At 69.2% G+C, this 19,663-nt stretch carries 23 protein-coding genes and 1 pseudogene; 11 read left to right on the top strand and 13 right to left on the bottom strand.

The genetic code is table 11. From position 1 onward, the window contains the following. Positions 1–9: 9 nt before the first annotated feature. The 4 genes from FN976_RS23715 (at position 10) to FN976_RS23730 (ending at position 3,576) form a co-directional block, all read left to right on the top strand. Positions 10–1,590, top strand: a complete 1,581-nt coding sequence (locus FN976_RS23715) for an RNA polymerase factor sigma-54 (protein WP_145895570.1) — start codon at positions 10–12, stop codon at positions 1,588–1,590. Next, positions 1,587–2,804, top strand: a complete 1,218-nt coding sequence (locus FN976_RS23720) for a THUMP domain-containing class I SAM-dependent RNA methyltransferase (RefSeq protein ID WP_145895572.1) — start codon at positions 1,587–1,589, stop codon at positions 2,802–2,804. Before FN976_RS23715 ends, FN976_RS23720 begins: the two co-directional genes overlap by 4 nt. Next, positions 2,788–3,213, top strand: a complete 426-nt coding sequence (locus tag FN976_RS23725; RefSeq protein WP_145895575.1) for a putative toxin-antitoxin system toxin component, PIN family — start codon at positions 2,788–2,790, stop codon at positions 3,211–3,213. Before FN976_RS23720 ends, FN976_RS23725 begins: the two co-directional genes overlap by 17 nt. Positions 3,214–3,306: 93 nt before the next feature. After that, positions 3,307–3,576 carry a hypothetical protein gene (locus FN976_RS23730; protein WP_145895577.1) on the top strand — a complete coding sequence of 90 codons (270 nt, stop codon included), beginning with the start codon at positions 3,307–3,309 and terminating at the stop codon, positions 3,574–3,576. On the opposite strand, the gene FN976_RS23735 is transcribed toward FN976_RS23730, so the two are convergent. Genes FN976_RS23735 through FN976_RS23745 form a run of 3 tightly spaced genes read right to left on the bottom strand, consistent with a single transcriptional unit; the run spans position 3,518 to position 5,830 of the window. Continuing rightward, positions 3,518–4,444 carry an alpha/beta fold hydrolase gene (locus FN976_RS23735; RefSeq protein WP_145895579.1) on the bottom strand — a complete coding sequence of 309 codons (927 nt, stop codon included), beginning with the start codon at positions 4,442–4,444 and terminating at the stop codon, positions 3,518–3,520. The genes FN976_RS23730 and FN976_RS23735 overlap by 59 nt on opposite strands. Next, a complete protein-coding gene (locus tag FN976_RS23740) occupies positions 4,441–4,935 on the bottom strand; it encodes a nuclear transport factor 2 family protein (protein WP_145895581.1) in 495 nt (164 codons plus the stop codon). Before FN976_RS23740 ends, FN976_RS23735 begins: the two co-directional genes overlap by 4 nt. A 10-nt stretch (positions 4,936–4,945) precedes the next feature. Continuing rightward, positions 4,946–5,830, bottom strand: a complete 885-nt coding sequence (locus FN976_RS23745) for a LysR family transcriptional regulator (protein ID WP_145895583.1) — start codon at positions 5,828–5,830, stop codon at positions 4,946–4,948. Positions 5,831–5,932: 102 nt separating this feature from the next. Between FN976_RS23745 and FN976_RS23750 the strand changes: the two genes are divergently transcribed. After that, a complete protein-coding gene (locus FN976_RS23750; RefSeq protein ID WP_145895585.1) occupies positions 5,933–7,078 on the top strand; it encodes an Acg family FMN-binding oxidoreductase in 1,146 nt (381 codons plus the stop codon). On the opposite strand, the gene FN976_RS23755 is transcribed toward FN976_RS23750, so the two are convergent. The 3 genes from FN976_RS23755 to FN976_RS23765 are packed head-to-tail and all read right to left on the bottom strand — an operon-like array spanning position 7,075 to position 9,004. Next, complete coding sequence (locus FN976_RS23755) at positions 7,075–7,566, bottom strand: CinA family protein (protein WP_145895587.1); 492 nt, start codon at positions 7,564–7,566, stop codon at positions 7,075–7,077. The two genes, FN976_RS23750 and FN976_RS23755, sit on opposite strands and share 4 nt — an antisense overlap. After that, complete coding sequence (locus FN976_RS23760) at positions 7,563–8,087, bottom strand: phosphatidylglycerophosphatase A family protein (protein WP_145895589.1); 525 nt, start codon at positions 8,085–8,087, stop codon at positions 7,563–7,565. Before FN976_RS23760 ends, FN976_RS23755 begins: the two co-directional genes overlap by 4 nt. After that, complete coding sequence (locus tag FN976_RS23765) at positions 8,084–9,004, bottom strand: LysR family transcriptional regulator (RefSeq protein WP_145895591.1); 921 nt, start codon at positions 9,002–9,004, stop codon at positions 8,084–8,086. The genes FN976_RS23760 and FN976_RS23765 overlap by 4 nt, the downstream gene beginning before the upstream one ends. A gap of 113 nt (positions 9,005–9,117) precedes the next feature. Between FN976_RS23765 and FN976_RS23770 the strand changes: the two genes are divergently transcribed. Beyond that, positions 9,118–9,309: a hypothetical protein gene (locus FN976_RS23770; RefSeq protein ID WP_145895593.1), complete on the top strand. Its 192-nt coding sequence runs from the start codon at positions 9,118–9,120 to the stop codon at positions 9,307–9,309. A gap of 44 nt (positions 9,310–9,353) precedes the next feature. Here FN976_RS23770 and FN976_RS23775 read toward each other — a convergent pair whose 3' ends face one another. The 5 genes from FN976_RS23775 to apaG are packed head-to-tail and all read right to left on the bottom strand — an operon-like array spanning position 9,354 to position 13,645. Beyond that, positions 9,354–9,848, bottom strand: a complete 495-nt coding sequence (locus FN976_RS23775; protein ID WP_145895596.1) for a thermonuclease family protein — start codon at positions 9,846–9,848, stop codon at positions 9,354–9,356. Between the two features lie 4 nt (positions 9,849–9,852). Then, positions 9,853–10,815 carry a thiamine-phosphate kinase gene (gene thiL, locus FN976_RS23780; RefSeq protein ID WP_145895598.1) on the bottom strand — a complete coding sequence of 321 codons (963 nt, stop codon included), beginning with the start codon at positions 10,813–10,815 and terminating at the stop codon, positions 9,853–9,855. Between the two features lie 8 nt (positions 10,816–10,823). Then, on the bottom strand, positions 10,824–11,936 hold the full coding sequence (locus tag FN976_RS23785) for a YbdK family carboxylate-amine ligase (RefSeq protein WP_145895635.1): 1,113 nt from the start codon (positions 11,934–11,936) through the stop codon (positions 10,824–10,826). A 55-nt stretch (positions 11,937–11,991) separates the two neighbouring features. After that, the gene (locus FN976_RS23790) at positions 11,992–13,248 is read right to left on the bottom strand and encodes a cation:proton antiporter (RefSeq protein WP_145895600.1); all 1,257 of its coding nucleotides are present in this window, start codon (positions 13,246–13,248) and stop codon (positions 11,992–11,994) included. Between the two features lie 16 nt (positions 13,249–13,264). Further along, positions 13,265–13,645, bottom strand: a complete 381-nt coding sequence (gene apaG, locus FN976_RS23795) for a Co2+/Mg2+ efflux protein ApaG (RefSeq protein ID WP_145895602.1) — start codon at positions 13,643–13,645, stop codon at positions 13,265–13,267. A gap of 64 nt (positions 13,646–13,709) precedes the next feature. Here apaG and rpe point away from each other — a divergent pair, with 64 nt between their 5' ends. After that, entirely contained in the window at positions 13,710–14,402 is a 693-nt protein-coding gene (rpe, locus tag FN976_RS23800; protein WP_145895604.1) for a ribulose-phosphate 3-epimerase, read from the top strand. On the opposite strand, the gene FN976_RS23805 is transcribed toward rpe, so the two are convergent. Beyond that, on the bottom strand, positions 14,383–14,661 hold the full coding sequence (locus FN976_RS23805) for a hypothetical protein (RefSeq protein WP_255440775.1): 279 nt from the start codon (positions 14,659–14,661) through the stop codon (positions 14,383–14,385). The genes rpe and FN976_RS23805 overlap by 20 nt on opposite strands. Positions 14,662–14,875: 214 nt before the next feature. Between FN976_RS23805 and FN976_RS29565 the strand changes: the two genes are divergently transcribed. The 4 genes and pseudogenes from FN976_RS29565 to FN976_RS23815 all read left to right on the top strand — a co-directional run bounded on the left by FN976_RS29565 (position 14,876) and on the right by FN976_RS23815 (position 19,029). Beyond that, positions 14,876–14,998 carry a hypothetical protein gene (locus FN976_RS29565; protein WP_255440777.1) on the top strand — a complete coding sequence of 41 codons (123 nt, stop codon included), beginning with the start codon at positions 14,876–14,878 and terminating at the stop codon, positions 14,996–14,998. Positions 14,999–15,071: 73 nt separating this feature from the next. Continuing rightward, on the top strand, positions 15,072–17,228 hold the full coding sequence (locus FN976_RS23810; RefSeq protein WP_145895608.1) for a catalase: 2,157 nt from the start codon (positions 15,072–15,074) through the stop codon (positions 17,226–17,228). A gap of 39 nt (positions 17,229–17,267) precedes the next feature. Next, positions 17,268–17,375, top strand: a pseudogene (locus tag FN976_RS29810) (phosphoglycolate phosphatase); the annotation flags it as partial. A 79-nt stretch (positions 17,376–17,454) separates the two neighbouring features. Beyond that, positions 17,455–19,029, top strand: coding sequence for a fibronectin type III domain-containing protein (locus tag FN976_RS23815; RefSeq protein WP_145895610.1), 1,575 nt, complete (start codon positions 17,455–17,457; stop codon positions 19,027–19,029). Here the strand turns inward: FN976_RS23815 and FN976_RS23820 are convergent. Then, the gene (locus FN976_RS23820; RefSeq protein WP_145895612.1) at positions 19,026–19,625 is read right to left on the bottom strand and encodes a chalcone isomerase family protein; all 600 of its coding nucleotides are present in this window, start codon (positions 19,623–19,625) and stop codon (positions 19,026–19,028) included. The genes FN976_RS23815 and FN976_RS23820 overlap by 4 nt on opposite strands. Between the last annotated feature and the right edge of the window lie 38 nt (positions 19,626–19,663).

Genomic DNA, 19,663 nt, shown 5'->3' on the forward strand with positions numbered 1-19,663 from the left:
TGGACGAACATGAAACAGGGCCTGTCCCTCCGGGTCTCGCAGCACCTGGCGCTGACGCCCCAGCTGCAGCAGTCGATCCGCCTCCTGCAGCTCTCGACGCTGGAACTCGGCCAGGAGATCCAGCAGATGCTGGACGACAACCCCTTCCTCGACATTCATGCGGACGACCCGGTCGGCGAGGAATTCGGCCCCGCCCAATCCGATGCGCCGCCGCCCCGCGAGGAATCCGACATCGACTTCGGCGGTGAAGCTCCACTGAACGGCCACGAGCCACCCAGGGCAACCCAGACGGAAGCGGCCTCCGAACCCGCTGCGGATGCCCCGGACTATGGCGACGACACGGCGCCGAGCTGGGACGGCGACGGCAGCACTGAAACCGTGGCCGACGACGGCGAATGGGGCGGCGACGCGCCGGCGAAGAAGAACAACCTGGGCGACGACAGCGAGGTGGACGCGACCGACCTGGCCCGCGGCAACGAATCGCTGCAATCCTGGCTGCACCGGCAGGCCCTGTCGCTGCGCCTGTCGGAGGAAGACCGGGCCGCGCTGCGCTTCCTGATCGAATCGCTCAACGACGACGGCTACCTCGAGGAGACGCCGGAGGCGATGGCCGCGGGCCTGGCGCCGCATGACCTCGAGCAGCAGGAAGAGCTGGTGCACAAGTTCACCATGGCGATGCACCTGCTGCAAAGCCTGGAGCCCACGGGGGTGGGGGCGCGTTCGCTGGCCGAGTGCCTGACGCTGCAGCTGCGCGTGCTGCAGCAGGCGGCGCCCGATGACGCCGTGATCCCGCTGGCGATGCGCATGTGCCGGCAGCCGATCGACCTGCTGGCCCGGCGCGACGTCAAGCGGCTGGCGGCGCTGTGCGGCGACAGCGAGGCGCAGGTGAAGCTGGCCATCGCCATGATCACGCGGCTGGAACCCAAGCCGGGCCGGCGCTTCATCGACGTCGAACGCAACATCATCGTGCCCGACGTGCTGGTGACCAAGATCGGACGCACCGCGCAGGCACGCTTCCGCGTGCAGCTCAATCCCGACGTGGTGCCGCGCCTGCGCGTGCACGACGTCTACGCCGGCGCGTTGAAGGCGCACAAGGGCGAAGGCCACCAGGCGCTGCAGCAGCGGCTGCAGGAGGCCCGCTGGTTCATCAAGAACATCCAGCAGCGCTTCGACACCATCCTGCGCGTTTCCACCGCGATCGTCGAGCGCCAGAAGAACTTCTTCTCGCATGGCGAGCTGGCCATGCGGCCGCTGGTGCTGCGTGAGATCGCCGACGAACTGGGCTTGCACGAGTCCACCATCTCGCGCGTCACCACGGCCAAGTACATGTCCACGCCCTTCGGCACGTTCGAGCTCAAGTACTTCTTCGGCTCCGCGCTCGGCACGGAGACCGGCGGCAATGCCTCCAGCACGGCGGTACGTGCGCTCATCAAGCAGCTGGTGGCGGCGGAGAGCACCAAGAAGCCGCTGTCGGACAGCCAGATCAGCGAGATGCTGAAAGAGCAGGGCATCGAATGCGCGCGCCGCACCGTGGCCAAGTACCGCGAAGCGCTGCGGATCGCGCCGGCCAACCTGCGGAAGGCTTTGTGAGCACCCTGTCCCTCTTCCTGCCCTGCGCCAGCGGTGTGGAGCCGTACCTGCTGGACGAAGTGACGCGTGTCGCCGGCCCCGCTGCCGTGGGACCACAGGCCGTGCGCGGCGGGATCGCGCTGCAAGGCAGCGGTGACACGATCATGCGGCTCAACCTGCACAGCCGGCTCGCGCAGCGGGTGCTCCTGCAGGTGTTCCACGGGCCCTACCGCGCCGAGGACGATCTGTATGCGGCGGCGCACGGCGTCGCCTGGGAAGACTGGTTCAACACCCGGCAGAGCTTCAAGATCGAGCTGACGGCGCACCAGAGCCCGCTCAAGAGCCTGAATTTCGCGGCCCTCAAGATCAAGGACGCGGTGGCCGACCGCTTCCGCGAACGCGGTGGTGCGCGGCCCGACGTCGACACGCAGAGGGCCGACGTGCGCATCTTCGCGCACCTGGCCGAGGAACTGGCGACGCTGTACATCGACACGTCGGGCGAGCCGCTGTTCAAGCGCGGCTGGCGCGAGGACAAGGGCGAGGCGCCGCTGAAGGAAACCCTGGCGGCGGCCATGCTCGCGGCCAGCGGCTGGGACGCCGCCACGCCGCTCTACGACCCCTGTTGCGGCAGCGGCACCATTGCCATCGAAGCCGCGCAGATCGCCTGCAACATCGCGCCAGGGTCATTGCGCCGCTTCGGTTTCGAGAGACTGGCGCCGCATCGGCCGGCCGACTGGGGCGCCATCGTGCGCGAAGCGGAGGCCGCGCGGCGGGCGCCCGCCGCACCGATCTTCGGCAGCGACGTCGCGCACCGCATGGTCGACTTCGCCCAGCGCAACGCGGAGCGGGCCGGCGTGGCGCAGGCCGTGCAGTTCCGCGGCGGCGACGCGCTGCAGCGCATGCCGCCCTCCGACACACCCGGCATGATGCTGCTGAATCCGCCCTATGGCGAACGCATCGAGGCCGGCGGCATCGCGGGCCCGGGCCGGGGCGGGCGAGAGCAGGCGCAGATGGACCAGGGCGGCGACTTCTTCACGCAGCTGGCCGCGCACTGGAAGCGCCACTACGCGGGCTGGAACGCCTGGGTGCTTTCGCCCGACCTGAAGCTGCCGACGCGGATGCGGCTGAAGGAATCGCGCCGCGTCCCGATGTGGAACGGCCCGATCGAATGCCGGCTGTTCCGCTTCGACATGGTGGCGGGCTCCGCCCGGGCGCGCGATGCGGCTGGTGCTTGACACCAATATCGTGCTGGACTTGCTGGTGTTCCGCGATCCGGCGATGGCCCCGGTTGCAGCGGGTCTGGCCGACGGGAGCTTCGAATGGCTGGCGACCGCGACCATGCGGGAGGAACTGGCGCGCGTCCTCGCGTACCCCAAGCTGGCGCCACGCGTGGGGCTGGCGCGCGGGGATGCACTCGCCGTGCTCGCCGATTTCGATCGTCTTGCCCGCGTCGTCCCGCCGCCCGGCCGGGCACCCCTGACCTGCGGCGATGCGGATGACCAGAAATTCATCGACCTGGCGGTGGCCGAGCGGTGCGTGCTGCTGAGCAAGGATGCCGATGTCTTGCGGATGGCCAAACGGCTGGGACGCCTGGAGGTGACGGCGGCCTCGGGCCTGACGGGATTCCGTACTACTTCACAGTAGGGGCGGCGCCACCGGAAGCGCCGCCCGGCGACTACAGTCCGGGCCCGCGCATCATGGGAATCTGCGGGTCACGAACAACGACCCGAGCAGACCGTGAATTCCGCCTTCGACGACAAGAGCCGGCTGGTGCGCAACCTGCTGGCCCTGCGCATGCTGCTGGCCATGGACCAGATGCAGACCGGCAAGTGGGCCGACCACATCGAGGACATCGACACCACGCTGGCCGGCCTCGGCCACGACATGAAATCCACCGCCGCCTGCGCCGCCGACAGCGTGCGCCGATCGATGCTGCTGCCGCACCTGGTCAGCGGAAGAACGCGCGCAAGGCGTCGGCCGTCGGCCCGGGCAGTTCCTCGGGAATGAAGTGGCCCGCGGGCAGCGTGCTGCCCGTGACCGCCCTGGCGCATTGGGCCTGCCAGAGCGCCAGCGGATCGAACAGCCTGGCCACCACGCCGCGCTCGCCCCACAGCACCAGCGTTTCGCAGCAGATCTTGTGGCCCTTGTCGCGGCTTTCCGCATCGTGCTCCAGGTCGATGCCGGCGCTCGCCCGGTAGTCCTCGCAGGCCGCATGGATCGATTCCGCGCGGCAGAAGCATCGCTCGTACTCGGCCAGCGCCTCCGGCTCGTAGTTCTGGAGCCCGGCCGCTCCCCAGCCTCCCAGCTTGGCGTGCAGGTAGGAGCGCGCGTCGGCGCCGATCATCCTTTCGGGCAAGGGCGCCGGCTGGATCAGGTGGAACCAGTGGTAGTAGGACTTGGCGAACTGGAAATGCGGGTCGACGCCCGGCGCGGGATCGCGCCCCCAGTTGCCGTGGTACATGTCGAAGGTGGGCGCGATGTCGATCAGGGCCAGTTTGCGGATGCGGTTGGGCTGATCCACCGCGAGGCGGTGCGCCACGCGCCCCCCGCGGTCATGCCCGCAAAGGAAGAACTGTGGCTGCCCCAACACCGTCATGAGGTCGGCCATGTCCTGCGCCATGGCGCGCTTGCTGTAGGCGGCATGGTCGGCGCCGCCGGGAGGTTTGTGCGAGTCCCCATACCCCCGCAGGTCGGGCAGCACGACGAAGTACGACTCTTGCAGTTGTTGCGCCACGCGGTGCCACATCGTGTGCGTCTGCGGAAAGCCATGCAGGAGCAACAGCGCGGGCTTGCTGCGATGGCCGCCGATGCGCGCCGTCACGCTGCCCCCCGGCAGGGAGAACCTGGCCCGCTCGAAACCCTCGAACCAGCTCATCCGGGAGTCTTCGCCAGGAAGCGCTGCAAGTTGGCATTCGCCTGGCCCCGCACCTTGTTGCGCAGGAAAGGCGTCCAGCCCAGCACGGCACCCGGCGCGCCCAGCGCCTGGCGCGACCAGAGCCAGAAGTCGAAGCGGTCCCGGTGCCGGCGGATCCTGCCCTGGTCGTCGAAGTCGAACTTCGCATCAATGCTGTTGTGCACCAAGCGGCCGGTCGCGGTGAAGCGGTAATACGCATCCCAGTGCGCCTGGCCGCTGGCGCCTTCGGCCGCCACGTCGCGGAACTCCAGTTTCCAGTCATCGCGCCCCTTGGTGCGCACGCCGTCGCACAGCATGCGCCACATGCCCATCACTTCGCGCTTGCCGCGCAGCGAGAACACTTCGTCGTCGAACTGCGCGTCGTCCGCGTAGCAAGGCGCCATGCCGTCCGCGTCGAGGCGCGCGAACGCGCCATAGAGGTTCTCGATGGTCTGCCGGTTCTGGGTCTGCATCTGGTGTCCCTCACAGCGCCTTGGGAACGGCCCGCGCCAGGAAATCGTACACCGCCCGGATGCGGCGGTTGCTGCGGATTTCCCGATGCACGGTCAGCCAGATGGGCAGCGGCGGAATTTTCAGCGTCGGCAGGACCGGCACCACTTGAGGATCGGACGCGGCCAGGGTGTCACCGACGAAGCCGATGCCCAGGCCGGCCCGCACCGCCTGCCAGTAGGCGATGAGATCGTCGGTGCGCAGGGCGAAGGCCGTCTTGTCCACGTCGAAGCCGAACTCGCGGTAGGCGCGCAGCACGGCTTCGTCACGGTCGCCGGCGATGACGTCGTGGTTGAGCAGGTCCGCCAGTTGCCTCGGCGTGCCACGGCGCTGCAGGTAGTCGCGATGCGCGTAGGCCCCCAGCGTGATGCGGCCGATGCGGCGCGCGACCAGGCTCCCCTGGTCCGGCTGCACCATGCGCAGCGCGATGTCGGCCTCGCGCCGCAGCAGGTTGCTGACGGCATTGCTCGCGATCAGCTCCACCTGGATGCCGGGCAGCGCGAGCCGCATTTGCGCCAGCAGCGGCGGCAATACGTAGCAGGCCACCGTCTGGCTCGCGCTCAGCCGCACCGACCCGGCTTCCTCGGCGTCGGCGCCGGAAATGCTGCGCGCCAACTGGTCGGCGCCGCTTTCCATGGCCCGGGCCGACACCGCCAGCTGCTCGGCCATGGCCGTGGGCCGGAGGCCGCGGCCCGTGCGCTCGAACAGCACCGTGCCCAGTTGCGTCTCGAGTTCCGCAATATGCCGGCCCAGCGTGGGCTGGCTCGCACCCAGAGCGCGGGCGGCGCCGAGCAGACTGCCATGGTCCAGCGCAGCGAGGAAGGAACGCACCAGGTTCCAGTCGAAGGCCCTATTCATGAATGCATAGCTCCTATGGACGGTTGGGTGATTGTCGAATAGGCGCGCGCTTTCCACAATCGGCTCCATCGCATCGCATTGAACCTTCACCGGAGATTCACCATGGACCGTCGCCGTTTCGTTCGTGTCGTGGGTGGGAGCGCCATCCTGGCGGCCACCGCCACAGGGTGCTCGAGCACCCTGCCCCCATCCGCCGTGCAGGCCTGGCAAGGGCCGGGCGACGCCGAGCCCGACCTGCGCCGCTGGGCGCTCCGCCACGCCGTGCTCGCGCCGCATTCGCACAACCTGCAGTCCTGGCTGGTCGACCTGCGCCAGCCCGGCGAGATCCTGCTGCATTGCGACCTGGGGCGGCTGCTGCCGGAAACCGACCCGTTCTCGCGCCAGATCATGATGAGCCACGGAACCTTCATCGAACTGCTCGACCTGGCGGCGCGGCAACGCGGCCACCGCGCCGAAGTCAACCTGTTCCCCGAGGGGGAGTTCGGCCCGAAGGTGCTCGATGCCCGCCCGGTCGCGCGCATCCGCCTGGTGCCGGACACCGACGCGCCCGACCCGCTGTTCGCGCAGATCCGGCATCGCCATACCAACCGCGAGGCCTACACGCCGCGCGAACCCGCCGCTGACGCACTGCGCGCCATCGCGCAAAGCGTGCCGCCGCAAGCCGCGAAGGTGGGCTTCGCGGGCGGCAGCCGGCCCGATCTGCTGGCCACGCACCGGACGATCGCCGCCCAGGCCTGGCGCATCGAACTGGAGACGCCTCGCACGATCATGGAGTCCTACCGCGTGCTGCGGGTCGGCCCCGTGGAGATCGCGCGGCATCGCGACGGCCTGTCGATCAACTCGCCGATGCTGCGCGCGATGGCGGCGGTCGGCCTGTTGGACCGCAGCCAGGCGCCGGGGCCCAAGGACTACGCGACCACCAGCCAGGTCGAGCAGTTCCAGGGCAAGCTGGCCGCGACGCCGGCCTTCTTCTGGATGACGACCGCGGCGAACGACCGGCGCACGCAGGTGAACGCCGGCCGCGCCTACGTGCGGGCCCAGCTCGCGGCGACCGCGCACGGCCTGGCCATGCAGCCCTTGTCGCAGGCGCTGCAGGAATATCCGGAGCAGGCGGCGCCCTATGCGCGAATCCATTCCATGCTGGCCGCGCCAGGACACACCGTGCAGATGTGGGCGCGTCTCGGCTATGGGCCGGCCATCGGCCCGTCACCGCGCCGCGGCCTCGATGCGCACCTGATGGCGGCCTAGGAGCCTTCTTCAGCCAGCAGTTCGATCAGCCGCCGCAATGCATGCAGCACTGTGGCTTCGCGCACGGCGGCCCGGTCGCCTGGAAACAGAAGCGTCTCGCTGACGAGGCGGCCATCCACCTGGAACCCGAACCACACGGTGCCCACCGGTTTCTGCGGGCTGCCGCCGCTCGGCCCCGCGACGCCGGTGACCGCGACGGCCACCTGCGCGAGGGAATGGCGCACGGCGCCGAACGCCATGGCGCGCGCCACCACTTCGCTCACTGCGCCGTGCTGAGCGATCAGCTGCGCGTCGACGCCCAGCGAATCGGTCTTGGCCTCGTTCGAATAGGTGACGAACCCGCGCTCGAACCATTCGCTGGAGCCCGCGAGGGAGGTGCAGGCGGCGGCGATCATCCCGCCGGTGCAGCTTTCCGCCGTCGCCAGCTGCCAGCCCCGCATGAGCAGAGCCTGCGCAAGAGTGCGGCAGAGATCGTCAGTTCCGTTCACCACAGGCGCGCCCAGAAAGCGATCACCAGCAAGGTGCAGAAGGCGGCCACCAGGTCATCCAGCAGGATGCCCAGGCCGCCGCGCCAGCCGAATCCGTGGAACAGGCTGTCGGCCCAGGCCACCGGCCCCGGCTTCACCGCATCGAAGAAGCGGAACAGCAGGAAGGCCGCCAGCTGGCCAGACCAGCCGGCCGGCATCACAAGCCACAGCACCAGCCAGAACGCCACCACTTCGTCCCACACGATGTGGCCGGGGTCCAGCACCCGCAGGTGCTGCGCCGTGACCGTGCAGGCCCACCAGCCGACGGCCGTCGCACCCACGATCACCCAGCCGATGGCGGCTGTGTCCAGCCAGGCTTGCAGCGCGAAGTACGCAGCCCAGGCCCAGAGCGTGCCGAAGGTTCCCGGCGCCACAGGCGACAAGCCGGAACCGAAACCCAGCGCCAGCATGTGCGCCGGATGCGACAACATGAAGCGCAGCGTGGGACGGGCGGGTGCCAGCAATGGCGCGGCGAGGGTCATGCGGCGAGCGCCCGCGCGCGTTCCGCATCGATGAACCACTCGGCCCAGTACTCGATGCAGGCGCGGATCTTGGGCAGGCGGTGGCGGGCGCCGGCCGTGATGGCGTAGACAGGCACCGGGCCGAGATCCACGAACGGCGCCAGCACCGGCACCAACTGGCCTTGCCGCACCAGGGCGTCGCCCACCAGCGTCGCCAGGCGTCCGATGCCGAGGCCGGCCAGCACCATCGTGGCGGCCATGTTGGTGTCGTTGGTGGACCAGTGGCCGGCCGCGGCGAACACCGTGCGCTCGCCTTGCACCACGAAGGGCCACTGGTTCAGCATGGGCACCGCGGTGTTGGTGATCAGGCGGTGGGCCCGGAGGTCCTCGGGGTGCGTCGGCATGCCGGCAGCGGCGATGTAGGCCGGCGCGGCGTAGATCGCGCGGCCCAAAGTGCCGATCTGCCGTGCCACCACCGTGTCCGGCAGGTTGGCCACGGTGCGGATGGCGATGTCGATGCCGTCGCGCGCCATGTCGGCCAGGCGGTCGCCGACCTCGAGTTCGACCTTCAATCCGGGATGCCGCTGGCCCAGCCCGGCCAGGCTGGGCACCAGCTGGTAGTGCGCGACCACGGTGCTGGCGGCCACCCGGACCAGGCCGGTCGCCTCCTTGGCGCTGGTGGCGAACTCCCCTTCCAGCTCATCGAGTGTGCCGACCACCCGCCGGCAGTACGCGAGGAAAGTGGTGCCTTCGGCCGTGAGCGACAGGCCATGCGTGGAACGGTGGATCAGCCGGGCGCCGCAGGCTTTTTCGATGCGGGCCAGCGTGCGCGAGACCTGGCTGACTGGTGCGTCGCGTTCGCGCGCCACCGCCGACAGCGTGCCCAGTTCGGCGACGCGCGCGAACAGGTGCATGTCGTCGAATTGCAGGTCCCGCATGGCGACATGGTAACCAGCGGCTTTGCCAGCCGTGCAACACGCATTTGCGGCGCAGGCGGTTTCGCGGAATCGCCGCGGTTCCTAAAGTACCGCCATCACCAGAAGGAGCCGCCATGTTCAACATCTCTCAACTCTCCAGCGACCGGCACGCGCGCATCGTCGAAGGCGCGAGGGCGCGGGCCCATGACCTCCGCCGCGCCGCCATCAACGATTCCCTGGACGCGATCGCGCTGCGCCTGCAACGTGGCTGGCGCGGCCTGGCCGGCACACCCCCCACGCGTGCTCCGCGCCAGATGGAGGCGTGAATGCCGCCGGTTGGGCCTGGCCCGGCACACGCCAGCCTCCAGCTTCAGCCGCGCTGGCAGCGGCCGTGCGTCCGGCGGAAGTCGCGCGGCCGCTGCGCGCCGGGTTCGGCCCAAAGACCTTGGCGCGCGTCACGTGCCTGTGCCTCGAATGCCGCATAGGGACCCGGGCTCTTGCGGTTCCCGGTCGACCACGCATAGCCGCCGCGCACCAGCCAGGCGCCAAGGTCCTCGCCCTGGAACTGAATCCGGGCCAGGGTCCGGCCATAGTCGTCCTGCCCCCTCGTTCGCACGATCGCCTTCTGGTGCAAGACGCGCCGTGCCAGGGCCGCCCTGGCCTGGGCGCCGAACGCCTGACAACCCTCGGGTGCATCCAGGTGCAGCAGCCGGATCTCCACCGGCTCGGCGCCGTCCGCCGGCCGCACCCACAGGCTGTCGCCATCGGTCACATGACTCACGACGCCCTGGAACTGGCCCGCATGCGCGCCGGCACCGCCCAGGAGCGCCGCGGCCAGCACCAAGCGCCACGCAATGGCCACCATGGATTCAGGCGAAATGATCGAATCCTGCAAAGCTTCGTGGCACGAGGCCGCCGTTCGCGTCCAGCACGCGCAACCCCGGTTCGGCTTCGACGCGGCCAATGCGCGTGACCGGCGTGCCGGTCCGCGCCCCTGCCTCTTCCACGGACTGCCGTGCCGCTGGCGGCGCGGTGAACGCAAGTTCGTAATCGTCGCCGCCGGCCAGCACCAGTTCGAGAATCTGCGGCGCCGGCGCGGTGTAGCCCGCGCGTGCGGCGGCCAGCAACCCGGCCGCGCTGGGAGCGTCCACGGAAGCCCCCACGCCTGACCGGTCCAGGACATGCGCCAGGTCACCCAGCAAGCCGTCGCTGACATCGATGGCCGACGTGGCGACCCCGCGCAGCGCTTGTCCGAGCGAGACCCGGGGTTCGGGCTGTTCCATGCGGGCCCGCGCGGCCACGAACACCTCGGCCGTCGCCTGCGCCCGCCCCCGGAAGATCTCCAGCGCCAGCCGCGCATCGCCCAGCGTGCCGCTCACCCACAGGTCGTCCCCCGCCCGTGCGCCGGACCGCAGCAAGGCCTGGCCAGCGGGCACTTCGCCGTACACCGTGATCGCGATGCACAGCGGCCCGCGCGTGGTGTCGCCGCCCACCAGCTCGCAGTCGTGCGCCTCGGCCAATGCGAACAGGCCCTCGGCGAAGGGAGCGAGCCAATGGGGATCCGCGTGCGGCAACGCGAGCGACAGCGAAAAGGCGAGCGGCCGCGCGCCGCAGGCCGCCAGGTCGCTCAGGTTGACGGCGAGTGCCTTGTGGCCCAGGCGACGCGGATCGACCGTCGAGAGGAAGTGGCGGCCCTCCACGAGCATGTCGCTCGAGACGGCCAGTTGCATGCCGGGCTGCGGCGCCAGCAGCGCGCAGTCATCGCCCACCCCCAGCGGGCTGCGCCGCACGGGACGGTCGAAGAAGCGGCGGATCAGTTCGAACTCACCCATGGTGCCGCTCAGCGCCCGCGAAAGCGTTGCGCCCCCTGGCGGACCATCTCGGCCAGCAGCCGTTCGCGGCCTTGCGTCTCGCGCAGCCAGCGCGCGTCATTCACGGCGAGCTCGGCCGACATCCGCAGCATGTCGATGGCCGCGGCCGCTCCCATGTCGCGCGCGTGCGGCTCGATCCGCTTGAGCGTGGCGGCGATGTGCTCGCGCAGCGGCATGTGTTCGCCGGTGGCCGGCTCGACGTACACGGCTTCCAGCCCGAACCGGCAGGCCTGGAAGCGGTTGTAGGTGTAGACCATGTAATCGTCTTCCTGCGGCACGAAGGGCTGCTCATGCAGGAACCAGGCCGCCAGGGCCTGCACGAAACCCGACAGGGCCGCGGCGCGCTCCACCGTCAGGGGCGTGTCGAACACGCGGATCTCGATGGTGCCGTATTCCGGCTTGGGCCGGATGTCCCAGTAGAAGTCCTTCATGCTCTTGACGACGCCGGTGCGGGTGGTCTTGGCGAAGAACTGGCCGAACTCGTCCCAGCTGAGGGTGAAGGGTGCCCGCCCCGACATCGGGAAGGCGAAGACCGAGTTGAGCCGGGCCGAATCGAACTGCGTGTCGTGGCCCTGTACATAAGGCGAGCTCGCGGACAGCGCGATGAAATGCGGGATGTAGCGCGACATCCGGTGCAGCATCAGCAGCGCCGCATCGGCATCGGGACAGCCGATGTGGACGTGTTGCCCGAAGATGGTGAACTGCTTGGAGAGGTAGCCGTACAGCTCCGACAACTGGCGAAAGCGCGGCCGGTCGTAGATGCGCTGCTCGTGCCATTGCTGGAACGGGTGCGTGCCGCCGCCCACGCAGGCGATGTTGAGCTTGTCGGCGCAGCGCACCAGCGCATCGCGGATCAGCGTGAGCTGCCCCAGCACCTCGTTCGACGAATGACACACGCCGGTCGAGATTTCGATCATGCTGGAGGTCATCTCCGGCACCACCGCACCCGGCAAGGGGATCTTCGCCATCAGCCGCAGCATCTCGTCGGAGTACGGGGCCAGGTCATAGTCGTGCGTGTTGACCAGTTGCAGTTCCAGCTCGACGCCCAGCGACAGGGCGGCCGAATGCTGGAACGTCTCCAGTTGCGGCGGCTCCTCCGGGGCGGCCGCGGGCACGGAGGGCACCGGTTCGACGCGCTTATCCACGCGCCTCCCCCAGCGGCACCGCGGCCGCCTGCGGCTGCCAGGGCCTGCTGCTTTCACCAGCGCGGTAGATGGCGAACGTGGCGATGATGGCGCCCAGGATCTCCATCAGCAGGATGGCCGGCAAGGCGATGCTGGCAATGCGCGGGCCCAGCGTCAGCGACGACGCGACGAACTGCGAGACCAGGAGCAGCGCCACCGAGGACATCGGCGACATCGCGGCGCCCGTCCAGAGCGCCTGCTGCCAGCTGGTGCCGCTGCCCCAATTGGCCAGTGCCACCCCGCCGACCTTGGCGGCGGCGCGCGCCAGCACGAGCGCCACCACGATGCCCGCCACCGCGGGATTCCAGTCCGCCTTGGCCGCCACCACCGAAACCAGCACGAACATCAGCATGGTCAGCAGCGACGAGGCCGTGCCCAGCTGCCGCGGCCAGGCCCAGGGGCGCGGGTGCAGCTGTTTCAGCAGCAGCCCGCCCAGCAGGGCCGCAAGCGGCGCCGAGCCGCCGAAGTGCGCGGCCAGCGCCGTTCCGGCGGCGATCAGGCAGATGAGGAGGATGGACGTGTTCTCGCTGGTCGGGCTCATGAACCGCAACGCGGAGCGCAACGCCAGCGCCAGCACGGCCCCCACGACGACGGAGATGCCGAGCACGACGGCCACCGGGTACAAGGTGGCGATCGGGTCCTGGTCGGGCCGGTTCATGGTCCCCGCGCGCGCGCTCACCAGCGTCAGCGCGTAGAACGTGCTCAGCGTCGACAACGCCATCGCCCGCTCCGTCACGGGGCCGGCGGCGCCGGTGTCCATGATCACGCGGCTCAGCACCGCTGGGGAGGCGGCCATGGCGATCAACGCGACCGCCTCCGCCACGCTGGTCCGGACGTCGAGCCAGCGCAGCACATAGTAGACGGCGACTGCCGTGAGCGCCGACTCCAGCAGGCTTTGCAGCAGCACCATCGGGTTGTGGCGGAACCAGCGCAGCGGGATCCGGCCGCCGGATTCGAACAGGACCATGGCGACGCCCAACTCCAGCAGGAACAGGGCGACGCCTTGCAGCGGCCAGACCGCACCGGAGAAGCCCGCCAGGCCGGCCAGCGTGCCGACGATCGAGTAGCCCACCACCTTCGGCAGACCCGTGTAGCGCTGCAGCAGATGGCCTGCCGCGGCCGCCGCCGCGAGCAGCAGCGACCACTGCACGGTGGGCAGGCCGGCCGAAGGCTTCAGCCACTCGGCCCAGATGGCCATCACTTCTTCCATGGGCAGGCTCGCGCCCTCAGTGCAGGACGCGGCGGGTGCCGTCGTCCAGGTGGAATTCGGGCACCTCGGCCTCGAAGCGCTCGCCGTCTTCGGCCACACAGAAGTAGCTGCCGCGCATGGTGCCGGTGGGTGTGCGCAGGCGGCAGCCGCTGGTGTATTCGAACGACTGGCCGGGCTTCAGCAGCGGCTGCTGGCCGACCACGCCGAGGCCCTTGACCTCTTCCACCGCGCCCAGCTCGTTGGTGATGATCCAGTGGCGGGCGATCAGCTGCGCCGCCTCCTCGCCCGCATTCACGATGGTGATCGTGTACGCGAAGCTGTAGATCCCGTCTTCGGGAGCGGACTGGTCGGGCAGGTAGCGGGGCTGCACCTCGACGCGAAACTCATACTTGGCCATGGGTGCGAATGCTACTACCCGCGAGCTGGAGCCTGGTTCCCGGCCGCTTTGCGACAATGCGGGCATGAGCAAGAACTTCCGCATCGCACCGTCGCTCCTGTCGGCCGATTTCGCGCGGCTGGGCGAGGAACTGCGCGACGTCATCGCCGCCGGGGCGGACTGGATCCATTTCGACGTGATGGACAACCATTACGTGCCCAACCTGACATTCGGCCCGATGATCTGTTCGGCGCTGAAGCCGCACGCGAAGACGGCCACCGGCCAGCCCGTGCCGATCGACGTGCACCTGATGGTGCAGCCGGTGGACGCGCTGGCGCAGGCCTTCGCCGAAGCCGGCGCCGACTACATCAGCTTCCACCCGGACGCTTCCGCGCACGCGCATCGAAGCGTTCAGGCGATCAAGGCGCGCGGCTGCAAGGCCGGGCTGGTGTTCAACCCGGCGGCACCGCTCGACGTGCTGGACTGGCTGATCGACGACATCGACCTCATCCTCATCATGAGCGTGAACCCGGGCTTCGGCGGCCAGGGCTTCATCGACTCCGCGCTGCGCAAGGTCGAAGCCGCGCGCAAGCGCATCGCGGCAACGGGGCGCGACATCCGCCTCGAAGTGGACGGCGGCATCAAGACCGACAACATCGCGCGCGTGGCCGCTGCCGGCGCCGACACGTTCGTCGCCGGCAGCGCGATCTTCGGCAAGCCCGACTACCGCGGCGTCATCTCCGCGATGCGCGAGCAGCTCAAGGCCGGAACTGCTTGACCGGCTGGCTGGCGCCTTCGCGCACCTTGTCATAGGTCGCATCGAGCACGGGGCCCTTGTCGGTGTCGACCTGGCCTTCGGCCAGGTCGTCGTGGGCGATCTTTCCGATGGCACGCCCGTTCGGTTCCGAGGCCGCCTGGCTGTCTGCCGATTCGTCGCGCTCGTGCGGCTGGCGCGGCACTCTCTCCTGTTTTTCTCCCTGCACTGGCAGCGTCTGGCCTTGCGGCCGGTCTTCGGTCTTGCTGGATCGGGTCGGCATGGATGGCTCCTTTCGTTCCATGCTCGCCGCATGGCTCAGGCGCGCTGGTAGGACGGGGCCGCGCGACGACGGCCAGTCACCCGGGGTGGCGTGGGAGCGTTCCTACAGTCATTGACGGCCTCCCCCCACAAACGCGCCCGCTGCGGGGCTACGGCCCGCGCGGCTGAGCCTTGGTGCAATGCCTGTTCACAGAAAGAATGCCAAGGAGAAACGGATGGACGTCCTCATCGCAGTGCCCGACGGGCTCACCTGGCTGGCCGCCGGCGGTGTCGGAACGTTCGCCCTCGTCTCGTTGGCCCGCATGCTGGAAGCCATGCTGGACCTCGAGGTCCGCTAGCCCCCAAGAGCGAACTTCCGCCGCCCCCCGCGGCGCCGCTCCCAACTCGCCCGTTTCCGCAGGAGTGAACTGAATGGCCTCGTCCCGACCGGATGGCTCGCGCAAGACCAAGGCCGGCGATGCCGCCGCCGCCAAGAACAAGCAGCTCGAAGCCTTCAGCCAGGGAACCGACAACCTGCTGACCACCAACCAGGGCGTGGTCCTGCCCGACAACCACAACTCGCTGAAGGCGGGCGTGCGCGGGCCGACCTTGCTGGAGGACTTCATCCTCCGCGAGAAGATCACCCATTTCGACCACGAACGCATCCCCGAGCGCGTGGTGCATGCGCGCGGCGCCGCGGCCCACGGCTACTTCGAGCTGACCAAGCCCCTGGTGGAATACACCAAGGCCGACTTCCTGCAGGAGGTGGGCGGCCGCACCCCGGTGTTCGTGCGCTTTTCCACCGTCGCCGGTTCCCGCGGCTCCGCCGACACCGTGCGCGACGTGCGCGGCTTTTCCGTCAAGTTCTACACGCGCGAGGGCAACTACGACCTGGTGGGCAACAACATCCCCGTGTTCTTCATCCAGGACGCGATGAAATTCCCGGACCTGGTCCACGCCCTCAAGCCGGAGCCGCACCACGAGATGCCGCAGGCCTCCAGCGCGCACGACACCTTCTGGGATTTCGTCTCGCTGATGCCGGAGACCTCGCACATGCTGATGTGGGTCATGTCCGACCGGGCCATTCCCCGGAGCTACCGGATGATGGAAGGTTTCGGCGTCCACACCTTCCGGCTGGTCAACGCGCGCGGCGTCTCGCACTTCGTGAAGTTCCACTGGAAGCCGAAGCTGGGCAAGCACGGCCTGGCCTGGGACGAGGCGCAGAAGATCGCCGGCAAGGACCCGGACTTCCATCGGCGCGACCTGTGGGAGGCGATCGACCGCGGTGATTTCCCGGAGTGGGAACTGGCGCTGCAGATCGTGAGCGAGGACAAGGCCGAGAGCCTGGGCTTCGACCTGCTCGACCCCACCAAGCTGATCCCGGAGGAACTCGTGCCTGTCACGGTGGTCGGCAAGCTGGTGCTGAACCGGAACCCCGACAACTTCTTCAGCGAAACCGAGCAGGTCGCGTTCCACCCCGGACACGTGGTGCCCGGCATCGATTTCACCAACGACCCGCTGCTGCAGGGACGCCTGTTCTCGTACACCGACACCCAGTTGTCGCGCCTGGGCGGCCCCAACTTCCACGAGCTGCCGATCAACCGGGGCGTGTGCCCCTTCCACAATTTCCAGCGCGACGGCATGCACCGCATGCAGATCAACAAGGGCCGGGTCTCCTACGAACCGAACACGCTGGCCACCGGCTCGGAATTTCGCGTCGACGGCGGGCAGCAGGGCTTCCAGAGCCACCCCGAGGCGCTGGAGTCGCCGAAGATCCGCCGCCGCAGCCCCAGCTTCGACGACCACTTCAGCCAGGCGACGCTGTTCTGGAACAGCCAAAGCCCCGCCGAGAAGGAACACATCATCGCCGCCTACCAGTTCGAACTGTCGAAGGTGGAAGTGCCGGCCATCCGCCAGCGCGTGGTGGACAACCTCGCGCACGTGGACATCAAGCTCGCGCGCAAGGTCGCCGAGCCGCTGGGCATCGGGCCACCGGACGCCAAGGCGGCGGCCGGGCAATCCGGCTTCCGCGAATCGCGCGCCAAGCCCCTCATTGAAGCGGCGCCCTCGCTCAGCATGGAAGGGGCGGTGAACGGCATCCAGACCCGGCGCGTCGCCGTGCTGATCGCGCCGGGCGTGGAGCTCGGCGCCTTCAAGGTGATCCAGCAGGCGCTGCTGGACGCGGGGGCGGTCACCAAGGTGATCGCTTCCCACCTGGGCGTCGTGGCGTCCTCGTCCGGCCAACAGGTGCCGGTGGACCATACCTTCGCCAACATGCCGTCGGTGATGTTCGATGCGGTGCTGGTGCCGGGCGGTGCGGCCAGCGCGCAGGCGTTGATGCGCCACGGTGACGCCAGGCACTTCCTGCTGGAGGCCTACAAGCATTGCAAGCCGCTGTGCATCATCGGCGAGGCGATCGAGCTGCTGCAGTCGGCCGGGCTCGCGCAGGCCGATGCCCCGCCGCCCGCGGGCGTCATCATCGGCACCAACGAGCCGACGACGCGGCTGCAGATGGCGCAGGACTTCATCGCGGCCATCGCCAGGCACCGGCATTGGGGCCGCGCTCTGGTGGACGAGGTGCCCGCCTGAACCGCTGACCGGCTGCGCGAGCGCAGCTATGCTGCGGTGATGCGCTCCGCCCTGCTCCCCACCGGCTTGCGAGCCGCCATCCTCGATCTCGACGGCACACTGGTCGACACTTTGGGTGACTTCTGCGCCGCGCTGGACATCATGCTGGTTTCGTCGATTCGCTGGCCGATCTCGGCCTGTGCATCCCCGCCTTGTCGGGGCGCGGTTAGGTCTTCACAATCGGACGATGCGCATCGTCCTTGCCTTGGGCACGCTGGCCCTGCTTGGCGCCTGCGGCGGTGGTTCCAGCCCTGAACCGGCCACGCCCGCGCCGGCGCCTGCGCCCCCGGCTCCGGCTCCCGCTCCCGTTGCGCCGCCGGCTGCCGTGCAGGCACCGGCCGGAGTGACGCTGGCGCAGACCGGCGGGCGGGCGCTGGGCGCCGTCACCGTCGCTTCATCCACGCAGTTGCTGCTTCGCTGGACGACCGCCGGGCGCGTCGACCATTTCCGCGTCACCGCCACCGACGACACCGGCGGTGTTCCGCTGGCGCTGACTGCGCCGGCCGATGCCACCCAGCTGGTGCTGGCCAGCTTGAAAGCTGCCACCACCTACGCAGTGACACTGACGGCTTGCGGCGACGCAGCTTGCGCGACTTCCGCTGCCGCCGCGCCCACCAGCGGCGCCACGCCCGCGGAACACTGGCAGCTGCAGGGCAGCGGCAATCGCACCGCCGGGCTCGCGCGCATCGTGAGCGACGGCAATGCCCGCATCAGCGCCACGCGGTTCGGGCCGGAAGCTTCGGCCGTCACGGCGAACCGCGTGCAGCTGTATTACGGACCCAGCGGGCAGTCGCGACAGATCCTGACCACCGCCCTCGGTACCCGCACGATCGACGCCGCCGTGCCCGCCAGCTACCTGGCTTTTTCCAGCTCCGGCGGCACCACCGGCCTGCATGCGCCGGTCAGTTCCACGCCCTGGATCGCGGGCATGGCGACCGGGCAAGGCGTGCCGCTCGCCGCATCGCTGGGCGCGAAGGTCCGGCTCTTTTTCGAAGCGCAAGGCGCGGACGGCCGGACGCGCATCTTCAGCGTCGACAGCGCCGACGGCTACACGGGCCAGGACTTCCACGCGGGTGTGCCGACCGCCTGTACCACGGCTGCGGACTATTCGGCGGGCGGCGGCTGCGCGCCGCAGGTGGCGATCGGCGTGGAAGGCGACAGCGTGGCCGCCGCCAGCCGCATCCAGAACGCCCGCCAGCACAAGGTGGGCTGGCCCACGCTCACCGATTGGCGCTGGGACGGCGCTGCCGGCACGTTCATGGTGTTCACGGTGGACCGCGTGAGCGGCTGCTCCAGCTTCAACATGAACCACGCGTACGCGGTATGGAGCGGCAGCGCCTGGCAGGTGCAGTACGACGCGGCGGGCTGCCCGAAGATGTTCACCAGCGCGCAGGCCGCGTTTCCCCTGCACGTGGGTGGCGCGCGCTACAAGCTGTATTACGGCGACCCTTCCGTCACGGCGGGCCGGCTCGCTGGCCAGCTTCCGTTCCTGGGCCCGAAGAAGCTGATCTACGCCGACGGCGCTCGCTCAGGCGCGCCGGACCGGGTGGACTTCGAAGATTGGGAGAACCAGTCGCGCGCCCGCGAAGTGGTGTTCCTGTGGCCCAACGGCGACCGCCTCGATGCCACGGCGCACGGCTACATCGACGACTACCACTTCCTCATGCCGACCGGCAGCGCGGACCTGCAGGTGATGTACATGGCCATCACCAACGGCACCGAGGCGCCTTTTGGCGCCGCCGCCGTGCTGCTCAATCCCTAGGCTGGCTTGCCCAGCAGGGCGTCCTTCAGCTTCCAGTCGGCCGGCGAAGGCCCCACCCAGATGCGCAACAGCGCGCTGTAGAACTCGGGCTCCTTGAACGGCTCGATGTTCTGCGGGCACTTGGGGTTGCTGACGGTGATGACCGTCCCGGCGCCGGGCACCCAGTCGATGTTGAAGCTCTCCCCCGCGGAGAGCTTCTTGCAGTCGGAGAACACCTGGCTCATGCGCATCACCCCGGGGATCAGCTTGGAGAACGCCGCCTTGTCCATGTTGTCTTCGATGCTGCGCGCGAACAGCTTGCCGAGTTCGGCGGAATCGATGTCGCGCAGCATGGTGATGCTCACACGCTTCGCCCCGGGCACCGCCAGGACTTCATCGGGCGTGCCCGCCTTCTTCGTGAGGTACAAGCCGGCGGTGTAGACCTTGAAAGGGCCGCGATAGCGCGTCCCCGCGCCATTCAGCTGCAGCTTGGCCCCACGCAGGTCGGTGGCGTCCTCGTATTTCACACCGTTGACCGTGACCGTCTGCGCCAGCGCCGGGGCGGCGAGCAACAACGTCACGGCGGCGGCGGCCAGCAGGCTGCGGATGATTTGCATGTCCTTGTCTCCTGAAATAGAACGACCGTTCGTTTTCC

It is taken from the genome of Caenimonas sedimenti, assembly GCF_007833165.1.
Classification (GTDB): Bacteria; Pseudomonadota; Gammaproteobacteria; order Burkholderiales; family Burkholderiaceae_C; genus Ramlibacter; species Ramlibacter sedimenti.